The sequence below is a fragment of the Bradyrhizobium sp. UFLA05-89 genome (assembly GCF_059803475.1).
Window position 1 is genome coordinate 26525 of sequence record NZ_JBANBA010000029.1, and the last position, 16609, is coordinate 43133.

A 16609-nucleotide genomic window follows, 5' to 3' on the forward strand; every position below is an offset into this window, starting at 1 on the left:
AATGCAGGGAGTGAGCTCCAATGATCTACGAAATGCGCCAGTATCGTTGCGTGCCGGGCCGGCTGCCGGCGCTGCTCAAGCGCTTCGACACAATCACGCTGAAAATCTGGGAGAAGCACGGCATCAAGCAGGCCGGGTTCTTCACCACGCTGATCGGCGAATCCAACCAGGAGCTGACCTATTTCCTGGCCTGGCACTCGCTTGCAGATCGCGAGACGAAATGGACCGCATTCATGACCGATCCGGAGTGGCTCGAAGCGCGCGCCAAGACGGAAGCAGACGGCCAGATCGTCGCCAATATCGTCAGCCAGATCCTGGCGCCGACCGCTTTTTCCGCGGTGAAGTGACGGTCGGCCTCGCCGCGCCGCCTTCGCAACCCTGATATTCGAGGGGGCGGGCCGAATAGGGTTGATCCGCCTCTTATCGCCGCTATGGTCGCGCCGAAACAGGGATATTTGGCCTTGAGCGCAGACAAGTCGGCAGCAGCGGTGGTTGATCTGGGGGCGGTGAGGTTCGGTAATGATCTGCCGATCGCGATCATTGCCGGCCCGTGCCAACTCGAGAGCAGGGCGCATGCGCTGGAGGTCGCCTCCGCTCTGAAGGAGATCGCAACCCGTTTGAAAATCGGCCTCGTCTACAAGACCTCCTTCGACAAGGCCAACCGCACGAGCGCGTCGGCTGCGCGCGGGCTGGGCCTCGCGCGGTCGCTGCCGATCTTCGCGGAGATCCGTTCCTCGCTGGGCCTGCCGGTTCTCACCGACGTGCATGAGGCGGCGCAGTGCGCCGATGTCGCGCAGGCCGTCGACATCCTGCAAATCCCGGCCTTCCTGTGCCGACAGACTGATCTCCTGCTGGCCGCCGCGGCCACCGGCAAGGTCGTCAACGTCAAGAAGGGACAGTTTCTGGCACCCTGGGACATGGCCAATGTCGTGACCAAGATCACGAGCGCCAATAATCCCAACGTGCTCGTCACCGAGCGCGGCGCCTCCTTCGGCTACAATACGCTGGTCTCCGATATGCGCGCGCTGCCGATCCTGGCGCGCACCACCGGTGCGCCCGTGATCTTCGATGCCACGCATTCGGTGCAGCAGCCGGGCGGGAAGGGCACATCCTCCGGCGGTGAGCGCGAGTTCGTGCCGGTGCTGGCCCGCGCGGCGGTCGCCGTCGGCGTCGCCGGCGTGTTCATCGAGACGCACCCCGATCCCGACCGTGCGCCGTCGGACGGACCCAACATGGTGCCGCTGCGCGAGTTCGAAGGACTCATCCGCACGCTGATGGCGTTCGACGCGCTCGCAAAGAATCCGCGCTGATGCCGCAAGGGCAGGCGCGGCCGCACGATCACGGCTTGCCGCCCGCGCTCTACGTCATCTCGGGGGCGAGCTTTGCTGCGGCGCTTTCGGCCCGGGCGCTCGATCCGGTGCTGCCGCATATCGCCGAGGATTTTCAGGTCAGCATCGCGACCGCCGCGGGCTTCTCCGCGGTCTTCGCCTTTACTTTCGCGATCATCCAGCCATTGATCGGCGCCGCCGCCGATCTCTTCGGCAAGACGCGGCTGATGATCGGCTGCCTTACGGTGCTGGGTGTTGCCAGTATTCTCGGCGCGCTCTCGACCTCGTTCTCGCTGCTGTTTGCCACCCGCATCCTGGCCGGCATCGGTTCCGGCGGCGTGTTTCCGATTGCGCTCAGCCTGACCAGCGAACTCGTCGGACCTGAAAAGCGGCAGATCGCGATCGGCCGAACGCTTGCCGGTGCCATGACCGGCAATCTCCTGGGCGCCTCTGCCTCCGGCCTGATCGGCGACTTCCTCGGCTGGCGCGGTGTGCTCGCCGTGTTAGGGCTGCTGGTCATCGTGGCTTCGGTCGCGGTCGCGGCCGGCTTCCGCGGCGCCAAGATCAAGCATCCACCGAAGACCAGCCTCTCAGCGCTGAAGACCGGCTATCGCACCATCTTCACCAATCCGAACGCGCCGGTGTGCTACTCGGCCGTGTTCATCGAAGGTTGCTGCGTGCTCGGCCTGTTTCCATACATCGCCTCGTTCCTGTTCGACCTCGGCGAGACCTCGCTGTCCGTTGCCGGCATCGTCATCGCGGGCTTTGCGGTCGGCGGGTTGTTCTACACCATGACGGTGTCGCGCCTTCTGCCGCGGCTTGGCGTCAAGGGCATGATGATCGCGGGCACCGTGCTGGTGGCCTCGCAGCTCGTCGCCGTCGCGTTCGGTCCGCGCTGGGAAATCCAGACGCTCAACCTCGTGGTGATGGGCTGGGGCTTCTACATGGCCCATGGCTGCCTTCAGGTGTTTGCCAGCGAGCTTTCGGTCGAAGCGCGTGCCACCGCACTGTCGCTGCACTCGTTCTTCTTCTTCATGGGCCAGACCGTTGGCCCGCTCGCCTATGGCTTCGGGCTTGCGCATGGCGGCAAGGGGACGACGCTGTTTGCGAGCGCCGGGATCATGGTGGTGCTGGGCCTGGTCTGCGCCCGGCTGCTCAAGCAGCGCGCGCCGGCGGATGCGCGCGTTTGATCGGGCGCATTGCGGCGCTAACATAGCACTCCCCTGAGGGAGCAGCATGGTTGCCAGCTATAGCTTGATAGAGTTTCTGCGCGAGCAGCTCGCGCCACTCGGACGCATCACGGTGCGGCGCATGTTCGGCAAGACAGGCGTCTTCTGCGATGGCGTCATGCTGGGGATGGTAAGAGACGATACGCTTTACTTCCGCGTCGATGATGGCAACCGCAATGCTCTGAAGGAGGCGGAAGCGTTTCCACCGCTGAATTACGAGAAGAAGGGCGGCACCATCGATCTCGCTTTCTGGCGGGCGCCGGAGCGGCTATTCGACGATCCCGACGAACTCGTTACGTGGGCGCGATCTGCGCTGGAGGCGGCGCGTCGGGTCGCTTTGAAGCGAGAGCACGCGGCGCCCAAGGGGACATCAAAACCGAAGCCGCGGAAAACGCGGCCGACCAACCGCTAACCCCGCCCGCGATACGGCGCAACGCCTTGCTCGGGCACCCACAGGCCCTTTGGCACGCGGCCGGTCTGCCAGAACACGTCGATCGGGATGCCGCCGCGGGGATACCAGTAGCCGCCGATCCGGATCCATTTCGGCTTGATCTCGGATGCGATGCGCTTGCCGATCATCACGGTGCAGTCCTCGTGGAAGGCGCCGTGATTGCGGAAGCTCGCGACATAAAGTTTGAGTGACTTCGACTCCAGCAGCCACTGGCCCGGTGCGTAGTCGATCACGAGATGCGCGAAATCCGGCTGTCCCGTGACCGGGCAGATCGAGGTGAATTCCGGCACGGTGAAGCGTACCAGATAGTCGGTGCTTTTTTGCGGATTGGGCACGCGGTCGAGCTGGGCTTCTTCGGGTGTGTGCGGCCATTCGACCGCGCGGCCGAGCTGGAGAGGTTTTTTCGCCATCGTCTATCGTCCTTTTCGGACGTCGAGATGGACGCAATTGTCGTCGCCGTCAACCAGTGGCAACCGTCTGGATCATGACGATCCGGTCGTTGCCGGACTCGCAACCCCACAGCTCACCCGGCCGCCCATCGAGCTGGCGAACGTTGGCGTTTGGCTTGTCGCTGGCGAAGACGTTGAACTTCTCGGTCGCGGGATCGAAGCGGACGATCGCATTGGCCGAGAAATCGGAGAGCCAGACCTTGTCCTTGTCATCGACGAAAACCGCATAGGCGCGGGGATGCTCGCCCGGCAGCTTCCAGGTCTTCCACGAACCGTCGGCGGGATCGTGCATGGATACGTGCCCGCTGTTCCACTCGCTGGCCCAGATCCGGCTCTTCGAATCCGACCAGACGCGCCGCGAACCGGCATTCGGCGTCGGCGGCTGCACGACGCTGGCGTTGCCGGTCGCAAGATCGATCTTCGCGATGTAGCTGCCGGCAAGCGAGGCGTACCAGACGTCGCCCCTGGGCGTCACGGTGATGCCATAAGGCCCGACGCCCTTCGGCGCCTTGAACACCGTCATCTCGCCGGATTTCGGCACGAGCCGGCCGTAATAGCCGGACTGGCCGGTGAACCAATAGGTGCCGGCCTTGTCGAACACGCCGGTGTTGAGATTGGCGTAAGCGAACTTTTCGGGCAGGCGGAACAGCGTGACCTTGAGATCGTCCGGGTCGACCCGAGCGATCGCGTTCTGGCCGCCCTCGGTGATCCACGGCGCGCCATCCGGGCCGATGGTCACGCCATGCGGGGCTGCACCCTGGCCGAGGTTCACGGTTTTGAACGATCCGTCCCTGGGATCGAGCTTGCCGAGCATGCCCTTGCCTTGCGCGGTGAACCAGATCGTGCCGTCGGGGGCGGGCGTGAGGTCGTGCAGGCCGATGCCGGGGCTGATCGGGAAATATTTCGTGCGGAACGGGCCCTCTTGCGCAAAAGCTGGGCGGATTGCGAGGACGGCGGCGCCGGAGACGAGAAACTGGCGGCGATTCATGGCGTTACCCCGACTGTTTCAGATGGAGGTTGGACGCGCAGATCAAGTGGCGTCAAGCTTAGTCCGCTGCTCTTCAAGCGTCAGTCGAAGGCGAGCGCCCAAGCGTTCACATTTGCTTGCGCTCCGTGTAATACGCCCCCGCGAACTGACAGCTCTAACGAACGGAAGCGCATCATGACCGCCATTGTCGACATCATCGGCCGCGAAATTCTCGATAGCCGCGGCAATCCGACCGTCGAGGTCGACGTCGTATTGGAAGACGGCTCGCTCGGCCGCGCCGCGGTGCCCTCGGGCGCCTCGACCGGCGCCCATGAGGCGGTGGAGCTGCGCGATGGCGACAAGGCTCGCTACCTCGGCAAGGGCGTCTCGAAGGCCGTCGGCGCCGTCAACGGCGAGATCTATGAGGCGCTCAGCGGCATGGATGTCGAGCACCAGGTCCAGATCGACCAGGTCATGATCGATCTCGACGGCACGCCGAACAAGAGCCGTCTCGGCGCCAATGCCATCCTCGGAGTCTCGCTGGCCAGCGCGAAGGCGGCCGCGCAATCGCTCGACATGCCGCTCTATCGTTACGTCGGCGGCACTTCCGCTCGGGTCCTGCCGGTCCCGATGATGAACATCATCAATGGCGGCGTGCATGCCGACAACCCGATCGACTTCCAGGAGTTCATGATCCTGCCGGTCGGCGCCACGAGCTTCGCCGAAGGTCTGCGCTACGGCGCGGAAGTATTCCACACGCTGAAGTCCGAACTGAAGAAGGCCGGCCACAACACCAATGTCGGCGACGAAGGCGGCTTCGCGCCGAACCTGCCGTCGGCGGACGCTGCGCTCGAATTCGTCATGAACGCGATCGGCAAGGCCGGCTTCAAGGCGGGCTCCGACGTCGTGCTCGGGCTCGACTGCGCCTCGACCGAGTTCTTCAAGAACGGCAAATACGTCTATGAAGGCGAGGGCAAGACCCGCTCGATCTCCGAGCAGGCCAAGTATCTCGCCGACCTCGTGTCGCGCTATCCGATCGTCACCATCGAGGACGGCATGTCGGAGGACGACATGGACGGCTGGAAGGAGCTGACCGATCTCATCGGCAAGAAGTGCCAGCTCGTCGGCGACGATCTCTTCGTCACCAACGTCAAGCGCCTGTCCGAGGGCATCAAGGCGGGCCGCGCCAACTCTATCCTGATCAAGGTCAACCAGATCGGCACGCTGACCGAGACGCTCGCTGCCGTCGAGATGGCGCACAAGGCTGGCTACACCTCCGTCATGTCGCACCGCTCCGGCGAGACCGAGGATTCCACCATCGCCGATCTCGCGGTCGCCACCAATTGCGGCCAGATCAAAACAGGCTCCCTTGCGCGTTCGGATCGCACCGCCAAATACAACCAGCTTCTGCGCATCGAGCAGCAGCTCGGCAAGCAGGCCGTCTATCCCGGCAAGGCGGCGCTGAAGGCGCTGGCGTAGTCAACGAACTGAAAAAGGGGAGGTCGACATGAGCGACGGCAGAAACGGACTTCAGTTGCGTTCGCTGATCAAGAAAAGCGGCGAGCTCGAGATCTCGCTCGTCGACGTGCCGACCCCCGAGCCTGCCGAGGACGAGGTCGTCGTCCGCGTCGAGGCGACCCCGATCAACCCGTCGGATCTCGGCCTCCTCGTCGGCGCAGCCGACATGAGCACCGCGAAGGCGTCGGGCACGAAGGAAGCCCCGGTCATCACCGCCAAGGTGCCTGACGCCGCGATGCGGGCTATGGGGGCGCGGCTCGACCAATCGTTGCCGGTTGGCAATGAGGGCGCCGGTGTCGTCATCAGGACCGGCTCGTCTGACGCCGCGAAGGCGCTGATGGGCAAGACGGTCTCGATGATCGGCGGCGCGATGTACGCGCAGTACCGCACCTTGAAGGCGAGGGACTGCCAGCCGCTGCCTGAGGGCACGACGGCGGCGGAGGGCGCGTCCTGGTTCGTCAACCCGCTCACCGCGCTCAGCATGACCGAGACGATGCGGCGCGAGGGCCACAAGGCGCTGGTGCACACGGCGGCCGCCTCCAATCTCGGGCAGATGCTGAACAAGATCTGCATCAAGGACGGCATCCCGCTGGTCAACATCGTGCGCAGCAAGGAGCAGGCCGACATCCTGCACAAGATCGGCGCCAAGCACGTCGTCGATTCCACCGCGCCGAGCTTCCTCGAGGATCTCACCAATGCGCTGGTCGAGACCGGCGCCACCATCGCCTTCGATGCCATCAGCGGCGGCAGGCTCGCCGGCAACATCCTGAGGTGCATGGAAGTTGCGATCAACAAGACAGCCAAGGAGTACAGCCGCTACGGTTCCAGCGTGCACAAGCAGGTCTATGTTTACGGCATGCTCGACACGCGGCCGATCGAGCTGCCGCCCGGCTTCGGCATGGCCTGGGGCGTCGGCGGCTGGCTGCTGACCCCGTTCCTCCAGAAGATCGGGCCAGCCGAGATCGGACGGCTGCGCCAGCGTGTCGCGAGCGAATTGAAGACGACGTTCGCCAGCCACTACACCAAGGTCGTGTCGCTTCCAGAGGCGCTCGATCCGGCCAACATTGCGGTGTACGCCAAACGGGCGACCGGCGAAAAATTCCTCATCAACCCAAATAAATTTGCGTGAACGCCGACGCGAGCGTGACCAAAGAAGGTCTTGCCTTCTGAGCAAGGCGGGAGAACATTCCCGCCGCAATTGAAAGCGGAAAAAACCGCAACGCTCAGAAGGGGACATTCCCATGACCGAACTCAACCGCCGTCACCTGCTTGCCGGCGCCGCCGCCATTGGCGCGGCGAGCTTGTCGCGCCTGGGAACCACGCCAGCCAATGCGGCAGTGCCGCAAAGCGGAGCCCAGGCGCCGGGCTTCTATCGCTACAAGGTCGGTTCCTACGAATGCACCTCGATCAATGACGGGGCGCGCACCTTCCCGATGCCCGACAAGTTCGTCACCAACGTTCCGAAGGAGGAGGCGCTCGCCGCCGCCGACGCCGCCTACATGCCGAAGGGCATGGTCACGATCCCGTTCAACCCGCAGCTCATCAACACCGGCAGCAAGCTGGTGCTGATCGACACCGGTAACGGTGTTGCGAATTTCGAGGCGAGCAAGGGTGCGGTCGGCCGGACTCTTCAGAACCTTGCGGCCGCAGGCGTCGACCCGAAGAGCATCGATGTCGTGCTGTTCTCTCACCTTCATCCCGACCACACCAACGGCGTTCGGCTCGCGGACGGAGCTGTGGCCTTCCCGAATGCAGAGTTGATGGTGCCGGCCAAGGAATGGGACTTCTGGACGAGCGACGAGAACGCCGCCAAGGCCCAGTCCAACGAAATGATGAAGAACTACTTCGCCAACGTGAAGAAGACCTTTGCCGGTCTTGAATCCAAGGTGACGAAGTATGATTGGGGCAAGGAGGTTGCGCCCGGCATCACCTCGATCGGAACGCCCGGCCATACGCCCGGGCACACCTCATTCGCCGTCGCGTCGGGCAATGCCAAGGTTCTGATCCAGTCCGACGTCACCAACATTCCCGAGCTGTTCCTGCGCAATCCGGATTGGCACGTTGCCTTCGACACCGATGGTGCTCTCGCGCAGCAGACACGCCACAAGTTCTACGACATGGCGGTAGCGGAGAAGGCGACGGTGGTCGGCTTCCACTTCACCTTCCCGTCGGTCGGCCACGTCGAGAAGGACGGCGCCAAATATCGCCTGGTCCCGTCGGCCTGGAATCCGACGATCTGATCGGTTCAGTTCTTCGCGTCGGTTGGTCGGGCCGCCGTTTGGCGGCCCGATTGTTTTGGGACGACCGATCGCTTTTGCGAAACCCAGCGTTTCCAAACCGAAACGGTTCATGCACTTGCATCATCTCGCCGAGACGGATTAAGTGCGCGGGCTCGTTTCCCGCTTAGAGGTTCAAGGACAACCATGGCCTACAACATCGTCACGATCGCCGGCAGCCTGCGCAAGGAGAGCTTTTCGCTCAAGATCGCCAACGCGCTCGCAAAGCTCGCGCCGGCATCCCTCACGCTCGAGGTCATCACGCCGGCGGGTATCTCGTTCTTCAACCAGGACCTCGAGAGCGCGCCGCCTGCCGACTGGCTGGCTTTCCGCGAAAAGCTCCAGAAGTCGAACGGCGTTCTGTTCGTGACTCCTGAATACAACCGCGCAATCCCGGGCGTCCTGAAGAACGCCATTGACGTTGCCTCGCGGCCCTATGGCAAGAGCTCGCTCAACGGCAAGCCGGTCGGCATCATCTCCAACTCGCCGGGCCCGCAGGGCGGAGTCAGTGCTGCGAAAACGTTGCAGAATATCCTGCCGGGCATCGCGGGCCCGATCCTGCAGCAGCCCGAGACCTATCTGAACGCCGTCGGCGATGCCTTCGACCCCGCCGGCAACCTGATCAAGGACTCGCTGAAGACCGTACTCCAGCAGTACATCGACGCCTTCGCCGCGCACGTCGCCAAGCACCAGGGCTGATCGACTAGGCCCCACACTCCGAGCGCGTGTCCAACTCTCCGTCATGGCCGGGCTTGTCCCGGCCATCCACGGCCTTGTTGGATCGACGAAGACGTGGATGCCCGGCACAAGGCCGGGCATGACGCCCGGTGAGATTCTGCCCAATTTGACCGATCGCACTCCGGGTGGACAACAGACACCATCGGGTGGGCTGGGCAGGGGATTAGCACTCCCTTAACCAACCTGTCCCATGTTGCCGGACATGGTCACCCGTGCGCGCCTGAAGTCGATCCTGACCGGCCTTGCCCTCTACACCATGGCGGCCGCGATCGTCGGCTATTTCGGCATCAACGCCTACACCGGCAAATACGGTCTCAACGCCCGCCAAGAGCTCGACCAGGAGATCATCGCGTTGACGGGCGAACTTGCTCGGCTGAAGCGCGAGCGCGCCGAGGGCGAGCAGCGGGTGTCGCTGTTGCGCTCGGAAAAGATCGACCCCGACATGCTGGACGAGCGCGCGCGATTCCAGCTCCAGTTCGTCAATCCGCACGACCTCGTGCGGATGAACAATTCGAACTAGTTCGTCCGCACATTCTCGAGATCGAAGCTTCTGCTGATCCTCAGCAGGGCCGGCCGCCTATGTCGAAGGTCGTAATTGTGGGGCGCGCTCTCGCCTTGACGACTGCAGTGCCGGAGGTTCATGCCTTCTTGCACGCTGCACTTGAGGATTGACGCAGATCAATCGGACTGCGCCGGCAGAATCTACACTGCCATCCGGAGGAAACAGTGATGAATGGGCAAATGCACCCGCATCACGCGGCTCGCGTCGAGGCCGCCATCGCGTCAGGCCAGGCGGCACGCTCCGCGCTCGTGGCCTCGTGGTGCCGTTCCTCGCGATTGCATCATCTCGATCCCTCGGGCCGCAGGCCGCCGATCCGCCTCACCGAGGCCGAGCTATACCATGCGCGCGGTCGCGTCGCGCCGCTGCTGTCGGCCGCTCAAGGTGCGATGGACCGGCTCTATCAGGCGGTCGGCGCTGCCGGCTGCTGCGTGCTGCTTGCCGACCGCGAGGGCACCCCGGTCGATCGCCGTGGCACGCCGGCCGACGATTCCACGTTCCAATCCTGGGGCCTGTGGACCGGCGCGCTCTGGAGCGAGGAGCACGAGGGCACCAACGGCATCGGCACCTGCCTCGTCGAGCAGCGGCCTCTGACCATCGACCGCGACCAACATTTCTTCACGCGCAACACGCTTCTGAGCTGCACCGCTGTCCCGATCTACGATCATGACGGGATGCTGGCCGGCGTGCTCGACGTCTCCTCCTGCCGTGCCGACCGCACCGACGCCTTCGCCAACCTGATCGCACTTGCCGTGGGCGAGGCGGCAAAACGCATCGAGGCCGACTTATTCCGTAAAGCCTTTGCCCATGCCCGCATCGTGCTGACGCCGTCAGCCGACGGCCATTGCGGCGGTCTCGTCGCGGTCGATGCGGATGATCTCGTGATAGGTGCGACAAGGTCCGCCCGGGTCGGACTTGGGATCGCGCCCGGCCGCCCGTTGCAGCCGGTGCCCGCAGCCGATCTTCTCGGTGGCGATGCAGCGCGCGACCACCTCGCCGGTGGCCAGCGCGCAGTATTGCAGCGGGCGCTGTTGCGCGCGGGCGGCAACGTTTCCGCGGCCGCCAAGGCTCTCGGCGTCAGTCGCGCCACGCTGCACCGAAAGCTCAGGCGCTTCGAACTGAAGCACTGAGCTGCGATTTCGTCCCCGCATTCATAGCTAAATTCCTCATAGTGAGGAGCCTGCGAAGCAGGCGTCTCGAACCATGCAGGCCCGATTGTCGCCCGCGGCCATCCTTCGAGACGCGCGCTAAGACGCGCCCCTCAGGATGAGGTCGGTATGTGTGGCTGCATCCTGTGCGACTGCATCTCCTGTCGCAGAACTGCGACAGGTCGCCTCCGTCATCGCTTCGCCCCGGGCTGACAGAAGACGCCTCCCGCTTCATCGTCTGCGCAAGTCGTGAGCACACGACGATCGTGCAAACAGCAACATCGGGAGTGAACATGAACAAGGTTGAATTCGTCAACGTCGCACAAGTGCCTTTCGCCGCGAAGTACGACAATTTCATCGGCGGCAAATTCGTCGCCCCACAATCCGGCAAGTATTTTGACAACGCCTCGCCCGTGAACGGGCAGGTCGTCTGCAAGATCGCGCGCTCCGATCACCAGGACGTCGAAGCAGCGCTCGATGCGGCGCATGCTGCCAAGGCTGCCTGGGGCAGCACGAGCGTTGCCGAGCGCGCCGCGATCTTGAACCGGATCGCCGATCGCATGGAAGAGAACCTCGAGCGGCTCGCAATCGCCGAGACCTGGGACAACGGCAAGCCGATCCGCGAAACCCGCGCCGCCGACCTGCCGCTCGCGATCGATCACTTCCGCTATTTCGCTGGCGTCGTTCGTGCCCAGGAAGGCTCGATCGGCGAGATCGATCACGACACCATCGCCTATCATTTCCACGAGCCGCTCGGCGTCGTCGGTCAGATCATCCCCTGGAACTTCCCGTTGCTGATGGCGTGCTGGAAGCTCGCGCCTGCGCTTGCCGCCGGCAATTGCGTGGTGCTGAAACCGGCCGAGCAGACGCCAGCCTCGATCATGGTCTGGGCCGAGATCGTAGGCGACCTGTTGCCGCCCGGCGTGCTCAACATCGTCAACGGCTTTGGCCTCGAGGCCGGCAAGCCGCTCGCGTCCAGCCCACGCATCGCCAAGATCGCCTTCACAGGCGAGACCACGACGGGCCGGCTGATCATGCAATATGCCGCCCAGAACCTCATTCCCGTTACGCTCGAGCTCGGCGGCAAATCGCCGAACATCTTCTTCAAGGACGTCACCGCGGAAGACGACGATTTCTTCGACAAGGCGATCGAAGGCTTCGTGATGTTCGCGCTGAACCAGGGCGAGGTCTGCACCTGTCCAAGCCGTGCGCTGGTTCATGAGGACATCTACGACCGCTTCATGGAGCGGGCGCTGAAGCGCGTCGCCGCCATCAAGCAGGGCGATCCTCGTGCCGCGGACACCATGATCGGTGCCCAGGCCTCGGGCGAGCAGTTGGAGAAAATTCTTTCCTATATCGACATCGGCAAGAAGGAAGGGGCGAAGGTCCTGGCTGGCGGTGGCCGCGCCAGCCTCGGCGGCGATCTTTCGGGCGGCTATTACGTCCAGCCGACGGTGTTCCAGGGCCACAACAAGATGCGGATCTTCCAGGAGGAGATCTTCGGCCCCGTCGTGTCGGTCACGACCTTCAAGACGGATGACGAGGCGCTCGCGATCGCCAACGATACGCTCTATGGCTTGGGGGCCGGTGTCTGGAGCCGCGATGCCAATCGCTGCTACCGCTTCGGCCGCGCCATCCAGGCAGGCCGGGTCTGGACCAACTGCTACCACGCCTATCCCGCACATGCGGCGTTCGGCGGCTACAAGCAATCAGGTGTCGGCCGCGAGACCCACAAGATGATGCTCGATCACTATCAGCAGACCAAGAACCTCCTGGTCAGCTACAGCCCGAAGAAGCTCGGCTTCTTCTGATCGAGACGGGGCGGCGCCACGCGGCGCCGCTTCCGTCATCCGCCTGTCAGAGAACTGAGACAAGACGAAGGGCCGAGCTATTCAGCTCGGCCCTTTCGGCATTCGAAGCGATGCTAGGCAAAAGACGGAGGCTTGGCCATGAAGAACGTTCGTTCAACGCGGAAGATGCATGTTGGCGCGATGTTGCTCGGTGCGGCCGCTTTGGCGTTCCTCCCGCCCTCGATGGCCTTCGCGCAGGCCGGCTCGGCGCCAGCCGGCGCCAAGCCCGTTCCGACGCTCGACGGCAAGCCGCCACTGATCCTCGGGCATCGCGGCCTGCCGGGGCTGGTGCCTGAAGAGACCGAGGCATCGTATGACCTTGCAGCAGCCCTCGGAACCGACGCGCTCGAGGAGGACCTGCACCTGACCAAGGATTGTATCCTGGTCGCACGTCACAATCCCTGGCTGAACGACAATACCAACGTTGCCGAGGTGGCGAAGACCAATCCGGCGGTTGCGGCCCGCAAGCGCACGATCCCCGGCGTGCGCGTCAAGGCCCCATCTTCCCCCAGCACGCCTGCTGACTACCTCACGGATCTCACCGATCCGGCCGACCCCAAATCGGTGCTGAAATCGCTGATCGTGGATGGCGAAGACCATGCCAATGACTGGTCGATCACCGACTTCACGATGGCCGAGCTGAAGGACTGGATTGCCGGCACCACCTATGATGCGGCCAACGAAAGGCCGAAGGTCTTCAACGGCAAGTTCCCGATCATCAGCTTCCAGGACATCATCGACATCGCCAAGGCCAAGAGCAAGGAGACGGGGCGTACCATCACCGTCTATCCGGAAACCAAGAATCCGACCTGGAACAATGCGCAGGCAATCGCCAATGGCTGTGGTGCGCCCGGCAGCCATCCGCTCGAGGATGCCCTGATCAAGATCATCAAGGACAACGGTCTCAACTCGAAGGACGCCCCCATCTTCGTCCAGAGCTTCGAGCCCGGTAGCCTGAAATATATGCGCAGCCATGGCCTGGAGACGCGGCAGGTCCAGCTCATCGATGGCAACGGTGTCGACTTCAAAGCCGGCAAGGTCCTCAACAACAACATCACCAATTCGCGTCCGTTCGACTGGACGGTGTCGGGTGACGCGCGCTTGTACGATGCGATGGTGACCCCTGAGGGCCTTGCGGAGATCAAGACCTATGCCGACGGCATTGGTCCGTGGAAGCCATATATCGTGCCGCTCAAGATTTCGCCGTGGAAGGACAGCAACGCCGATGGCTCGCCCTACAAGGGATCGACGCCGGAGGCTTCGACGCAGGAAGCGACCAGCCTCGTTGCCGACGCGCACAAGCTCGGCCTGTTCGTGCACGTCTTCACTTTCCGAAACGAGAAGAAGTATCTGGCTGGCGACTATCACGGCGACGCAAGCCTCGAATATCTCAAGTTCTTTCGTCTCGGCGTGGATGGGGTCTTTACCGATTTCACGCATACCGGAGTTGACGCCCGCGCGGCCTATCTGCGTGAGCTCGGCTGGTGAGGCAGAGCCCGGGGGGAGCAATTGTTGCCCGATCGGCGCCAAAGATTTTGCAATATTTCGGTCACGTTGCAGTGCGGCATAATGAATATCGCGCGATGTCGCCGCGGTGCTTTCGCGCGCGATTGAGTTAGGTTAGAGAGGGCTTAGTTTTCTCTGACCCGGAATTCCTATGGCCGCACCCAAGAAAGCCGCCGCAAGCGCAGCGCAGGACAAGACCAACGGCGGCTCGCCCCCGGAATTCACCAGAGAGCAGGAGCTCAAGGCGCTCCGCGACATGCTCCTGATCCGGCGATTCGAGGAGAAGGCCGGCCAGCTCTATGGCATGGGTGCGATCGGCGGCTTCTGCCACCTCTATATCGGCCAGGAGGCCGTGGTGGTCGGCATGCAGATGGCGCTGAAGGACGGCGACCAGGTCATCACCGGCTATCGCGACCACGGCCATATGCTCGCCACCGGCATGGAGGCCAAGGGCGTCATGGCCGAGCTCACCGGACGCCGCGGCGGCTATTCCAAGGGCAAGGGCGGCTCCATGCACATGTTCAGCGTGGAGAAGAAGTTTTACGGCGGCCACGGCATCGTCGGCGCCCAGGTCTCGCTCGGTGCGGGGCTCGCTTTCGCCAACCACTATCGCGGCAACGACAACGTCGCCATTACCTATTTCGGCGATGGAGCGGCGAACCAGGGCCAGGTTTATGAGAGCTTCAACATGGCGGAGCTCTGGAAGCTGCCGGTGATCTTCGTCATCGAGAACAACCGCTACGCCATGGGCACGGCGGTGTCGCGCGCCTCGGCGCAGCAGGATTTCTCCAAGCGCGGCCTGTCCTTCAACATCCCCGGTCATCAGGTCGACGGCATGGATGTCCGTGCGGTGAAGGCTGCGGCTGACGAGGCGGTCGCATGGTGCCGCGCCGGCAAGGGCCCGGTGATCCTGGAGATGCAAACCTACCGCTACCGCGGCCACTCGATGTCGGACCCTGCAAAATACCGTACGCGCGAGGAGGTCGAGAAGGTCCGTCACGACCAGGACCCGATCGAGCAGGTGCGCAACCGCCTCCTGGCCGCCAAGGTGAGCGAGCAGGACCTCAAGGCGATCGACGCCGAGGTCCGCGACATCGTCAATGCCTCCGCCGACTTTGCCCAGCATGATCCCGAGCCGGATGTGTCCGAGCTCTGGACCGACGTTTACCGCTAATAGCGCGCAAGCTTTCTTTTGGAGTCGATATGCCAATTCAAGTGCTGATGCCCGCGCTGTCGCCCACGATGGAAAAGGGCAACCTCGCCAAATGGCTGAAAAAAGAGGGCGAGACGATCAAGTCGGGCGACGTGATTGCCGAGATCGAGACCGACAAGGCGACCATGGAGGTCGAGGCGACCGATGAGGGTACGCTCGGCAAGATCCTGATCCCCGAAGGCACGGCGGATGTCGCCGTGAATACGCCGATCGCGACGATTCTTGCCGATGGCGAGAGCGCCGCTGATCTGGCGAAGGCGCCCGCGCCTGCCAAGGCCGCCGAGTCCGCGCCGCCCGCCGCGGCTAAGGCCGAGGCGCCTGCGCCGAAATCAGCGGCGCCTTCCGCGCCGCAAGCTGTTGCCGAGCCCGATCCCGAGGTGCCCGCCGGCACTGAGATGGTGAAGCAGACCGTCCGCGAAGCCTTGCGCGATGCCATGGCCGAGGAGATGCGGCGTGACGGCGACGTCTTCGTGATGGGCGAAGAGGTTGCGGAATATCAGGGCGCCTACAAGATCACGCAGGGCCTCTTGCAGGAATTCGGCGCCAAGCGCGTCATCGACACACCGATCACCGAGCATGGCTTTGCCGGCATCGGCGTCGGCGCCGCGATGGCCGGGTTGAAGCCGATCGTCGAGTTCATGACCTTCAACTTCGCCATGCAGGCGATGGACCAGATCATCAACTCCGCCGCCAAGACGCTCTATATGTCCGGCGGCCAGATGGGTTGCTCGATCGTGTTCCGCGGTCCCAACGGTGCCGCCGCGCGCGTCGCCGCCCAGCATAGCCAGGATTACTCCTCCTGGTACTCGCACATTCCGGGCCTCAAGGTGATCGCGCCGTATTCGGCCGCGGATGCCAAGGGCCTGCTCAAGGCCGCGATCCGCGATCCCAATCCGGTGATCTTCCTCGAGAACGAAGTTCTCTATGGCCACACCGGCGAAGTGCCGAAGCTCGACGACTACGTGATCCCGATCGGCAAGGCGCGCATCGTGCGCTCCGGCAGCCACGTCACGATCATCTCGTGGTCGAACGGTATGACCTATGCGCTGAAAGCGGCGGATGAACTCGCCAAGGACGGCATCGAGGCCGAGGTGATCGACCTGCGCACGCTGCGACCGATGGACACCGAGACCTTCATCAACTCCGTGAAGAAGACCGGCCGTGCCGTCACGGTGGAGGAGGGCTGGGCCCAGAGCGGCGTCGGCGCCGAGATCGCAGCGCGCATCATGGAGCACGCCTTCGACTACCTGGACGCGCCGGTGACACGCGTTTCGGGTAAGGACGTGCCGATGCCCTACGCAGCGAACCTGGAGAAGCTCGCGCTGCCCTCGGCAGCCGAAGTGGTCGAGGCCGCCAAAGCCGTCTGCTACAGGTAGA

General features: G+C 63.6%; 16 protein-coding genes. 14 read left to right on the top strand and 2 right to left on the bottom strand.

The genetic code is table 11. The features are described from left to right. The first annotated feature begins 20 nt into the window (after window positions 1-20). From SO139_RS17315 to SO139_RS17330, 4 genes are all read left to right on the top strand, one after another. Window positions 21-347, top strand: a complete 327-nt coding sequence (locus SO139_RS17315) for an NIPSNAP family protein (protein WP_449382320.1) — start codon at window positions 21-23, stop codon at window positions 345-347. A gap of 114 nt (window positions 348-461) precedes the next feature. Then, window positions 462-1310, top strand: a complete 849-nt coding sequence (kdsA, locus tag SO139_RS17320) for a 3-deoxy-8-phosphooctulonate synthase (protein WP_449382321.1) — start codon at window positions 462-464, stop codon at window positions 1308-1310. Next, window positions 1310-2518, top strand: coding sequence for an MFS transporter (locus tag SO139_RS17325; protein ID WP_449382322.1), 1209 nt, complete (start codon window positions 1310-1312; stop codon window positions 2516-2518). Before kdsA ends, SO139_RS17325 begins: the two co-directional genes overlap by 1 nt. A gap of 46 nt (window positions 2519-2564) precedes the next feature. Then, on the top strand, window positions 2565-2969 hold the full coding sequence (locus SO139_RS17330) for a TfoX/Sxy family protein (RefSeq protein WP_498540300.1): 405 nt from the start codon (window positions 2565-2567) through the stop codon (window positions 2967-2969). On the opposite strand, the gene queF is transcribed toward SO139_RS17330, so the two are convergent. Both queF and SO139_RS17340 read right to left on the bottom strand, forming a co-directional pair. Beyond that, the gene (gene queF / locus SO139_RS17335) at window positions 2966-3418 is read right to left on the bottom strand and encodes a preQ(1) synthase (RefSeq protein WP_449382324.1); all 453 of its coding nucleotides are present in this window, start codon (window positions 3416-3418) and stop codon (window positions 2966-2968) included. The genes SO139_RS17330 and queF overlap by 4 nt on opposite strands. Before the next feature lie 49 nt (window positions 3419-3467). After that, window positions 3468-4445: a Vgb family protein gene (locus SO139_RS17340; protein WP_449382325.1), complete on the bottom strand. Its 978-nt coding sequence runs from the start codon at window positions 4443-4445 to the stop codon at window positions 3468-3470. A gap of 174 nt (window positions 4446-4619) precedes the next feature. Here SO139_RS17340 and eno point away from each other — a divergent pair, with 174 nt between their 5' ends. The 10 genes from eno (at window position 4620) to SO139_RS17390 (ending at window position 16608) form a co-directional block, all read left to right on the top strand. Continuing rightward, on the top strand, window positions 4620-5903 hold the full coding sequence (eno, locus tag SO139_RS17345; RefSeq protein ID WP_449382326.1) for a phosphopyruvate hydratase: 1284 nt from the start codon (window positions 4620-4622) through the stop codon (window positions 5901-5903). A 28-nt stretch (window positions 5904-5931) separates the two neighbouring features. Then, complete coding sequence (locus SO139_RS17350; protein WP_498540301.1) at window positions 5932-7071, top strand: zinc-binding dehydrogenase; 1140 nt, start codon at window positions 5932-5934, stop codon at window positions 7069-7071. A 112-nt stretch (window positions 7072-7183) separates the two neighbouring features. Then, window positions 7184-8182 carry an MBL fold metallo-hydrolase gene (locus tag SO139_RS17355; RefSeq protein ID WP_449382328.1) on the top strand — a complete coding sequence of 333 codons (999 nt, stop codon included), beginning with the start codon at window positions 7184-7186 and terminating at the stop codon, window positions 8180-8182. A 183-nt stretch (window positions 8183-8365) separates the two neighbouring features. Then, window positions 8366-8917 (top strand): NADPH-dependent FMN reductase, encoded by a 552-nt coding sequence (locus SO139_RS17360; RefSeq protein WP_449382329.1) that lies wholly within the window; start codon window positions 8366-8368, stop codon window positions 8915-8917. Window positions 8918-9158: 241 nt separating this feature from the next. After that, a complete protein-coding gene (locus SO139_RS17365) occupies window positions 9159-9476 on the top strand; it encodes an FtsB family cell division protein (RefSeq protein ID WP_449382345.1) in 318 nt (105 codons plus the stop codon). Window positions 9477-9685: 209 nt separating this feature from the next. Further along, window positions 9686-10645, top strand: a complete 960-nt coding sequence (locus SO139_RS17370) for a helix-turn-helix domain-containing protein (protein ID WP_449382330.1) — start codon at window positions 9686-9688, stop codon at window positions 10643-10645. A 311-nt stretch (window positions 10646-10956) separates the two neighbouring features. Beyond that, window positions 10957-12474, top strand: a complete 1518-nt coding sequence (adh, locus tag SO139_RS17375; protein WP_449382331.1) for an aldehyde dehydrogenase — start codon at window positions 10957-10959, stop codon at window positions 12472-12474. A gap of 138 nt (window positions 12475-12612) precedes the next feature. Continuing rightward, window positions 12613-14001, top strand: coding sequence for a glycerophosphodiester phosphodiesterase family protein (locus tag SO139_RS17380; RefSeq protein WP_449382332.1), 1389 nt, complete (start codon window positions 12613-12615; stop codon window positions 13999-14001). A gap of 169 nt (window positions 14002-14170) precedes the next feature. Beyond that, entirely contained in the window at window positions 14171-15193 is a 1023-nt protein-coding gene (pdhA, locus tag SO139_RS17385; RefSeq protein WP_449382333.1) for a pyruvate dehydrogenase (acetyl-transferring) E1 component subunit alpha, read from the top strand. A gap of 29 nt (window positions 15194-15222) precedes the next feature. Next, the gene (locus SO139_RS17390) at window positions 15223-16608 is read left to right on the top strand and encodes a pyruvate dehydrogenase complex E1 component subunit beta (RefSeq protein ID WP_449382334.1); all 1386 of its coding nucleotides are present in this window, start codon (window positions 15223-15225) and stop codon (window positions 16606-16608) included. Window position 16609: the final 1 nt, after the last annotated feature.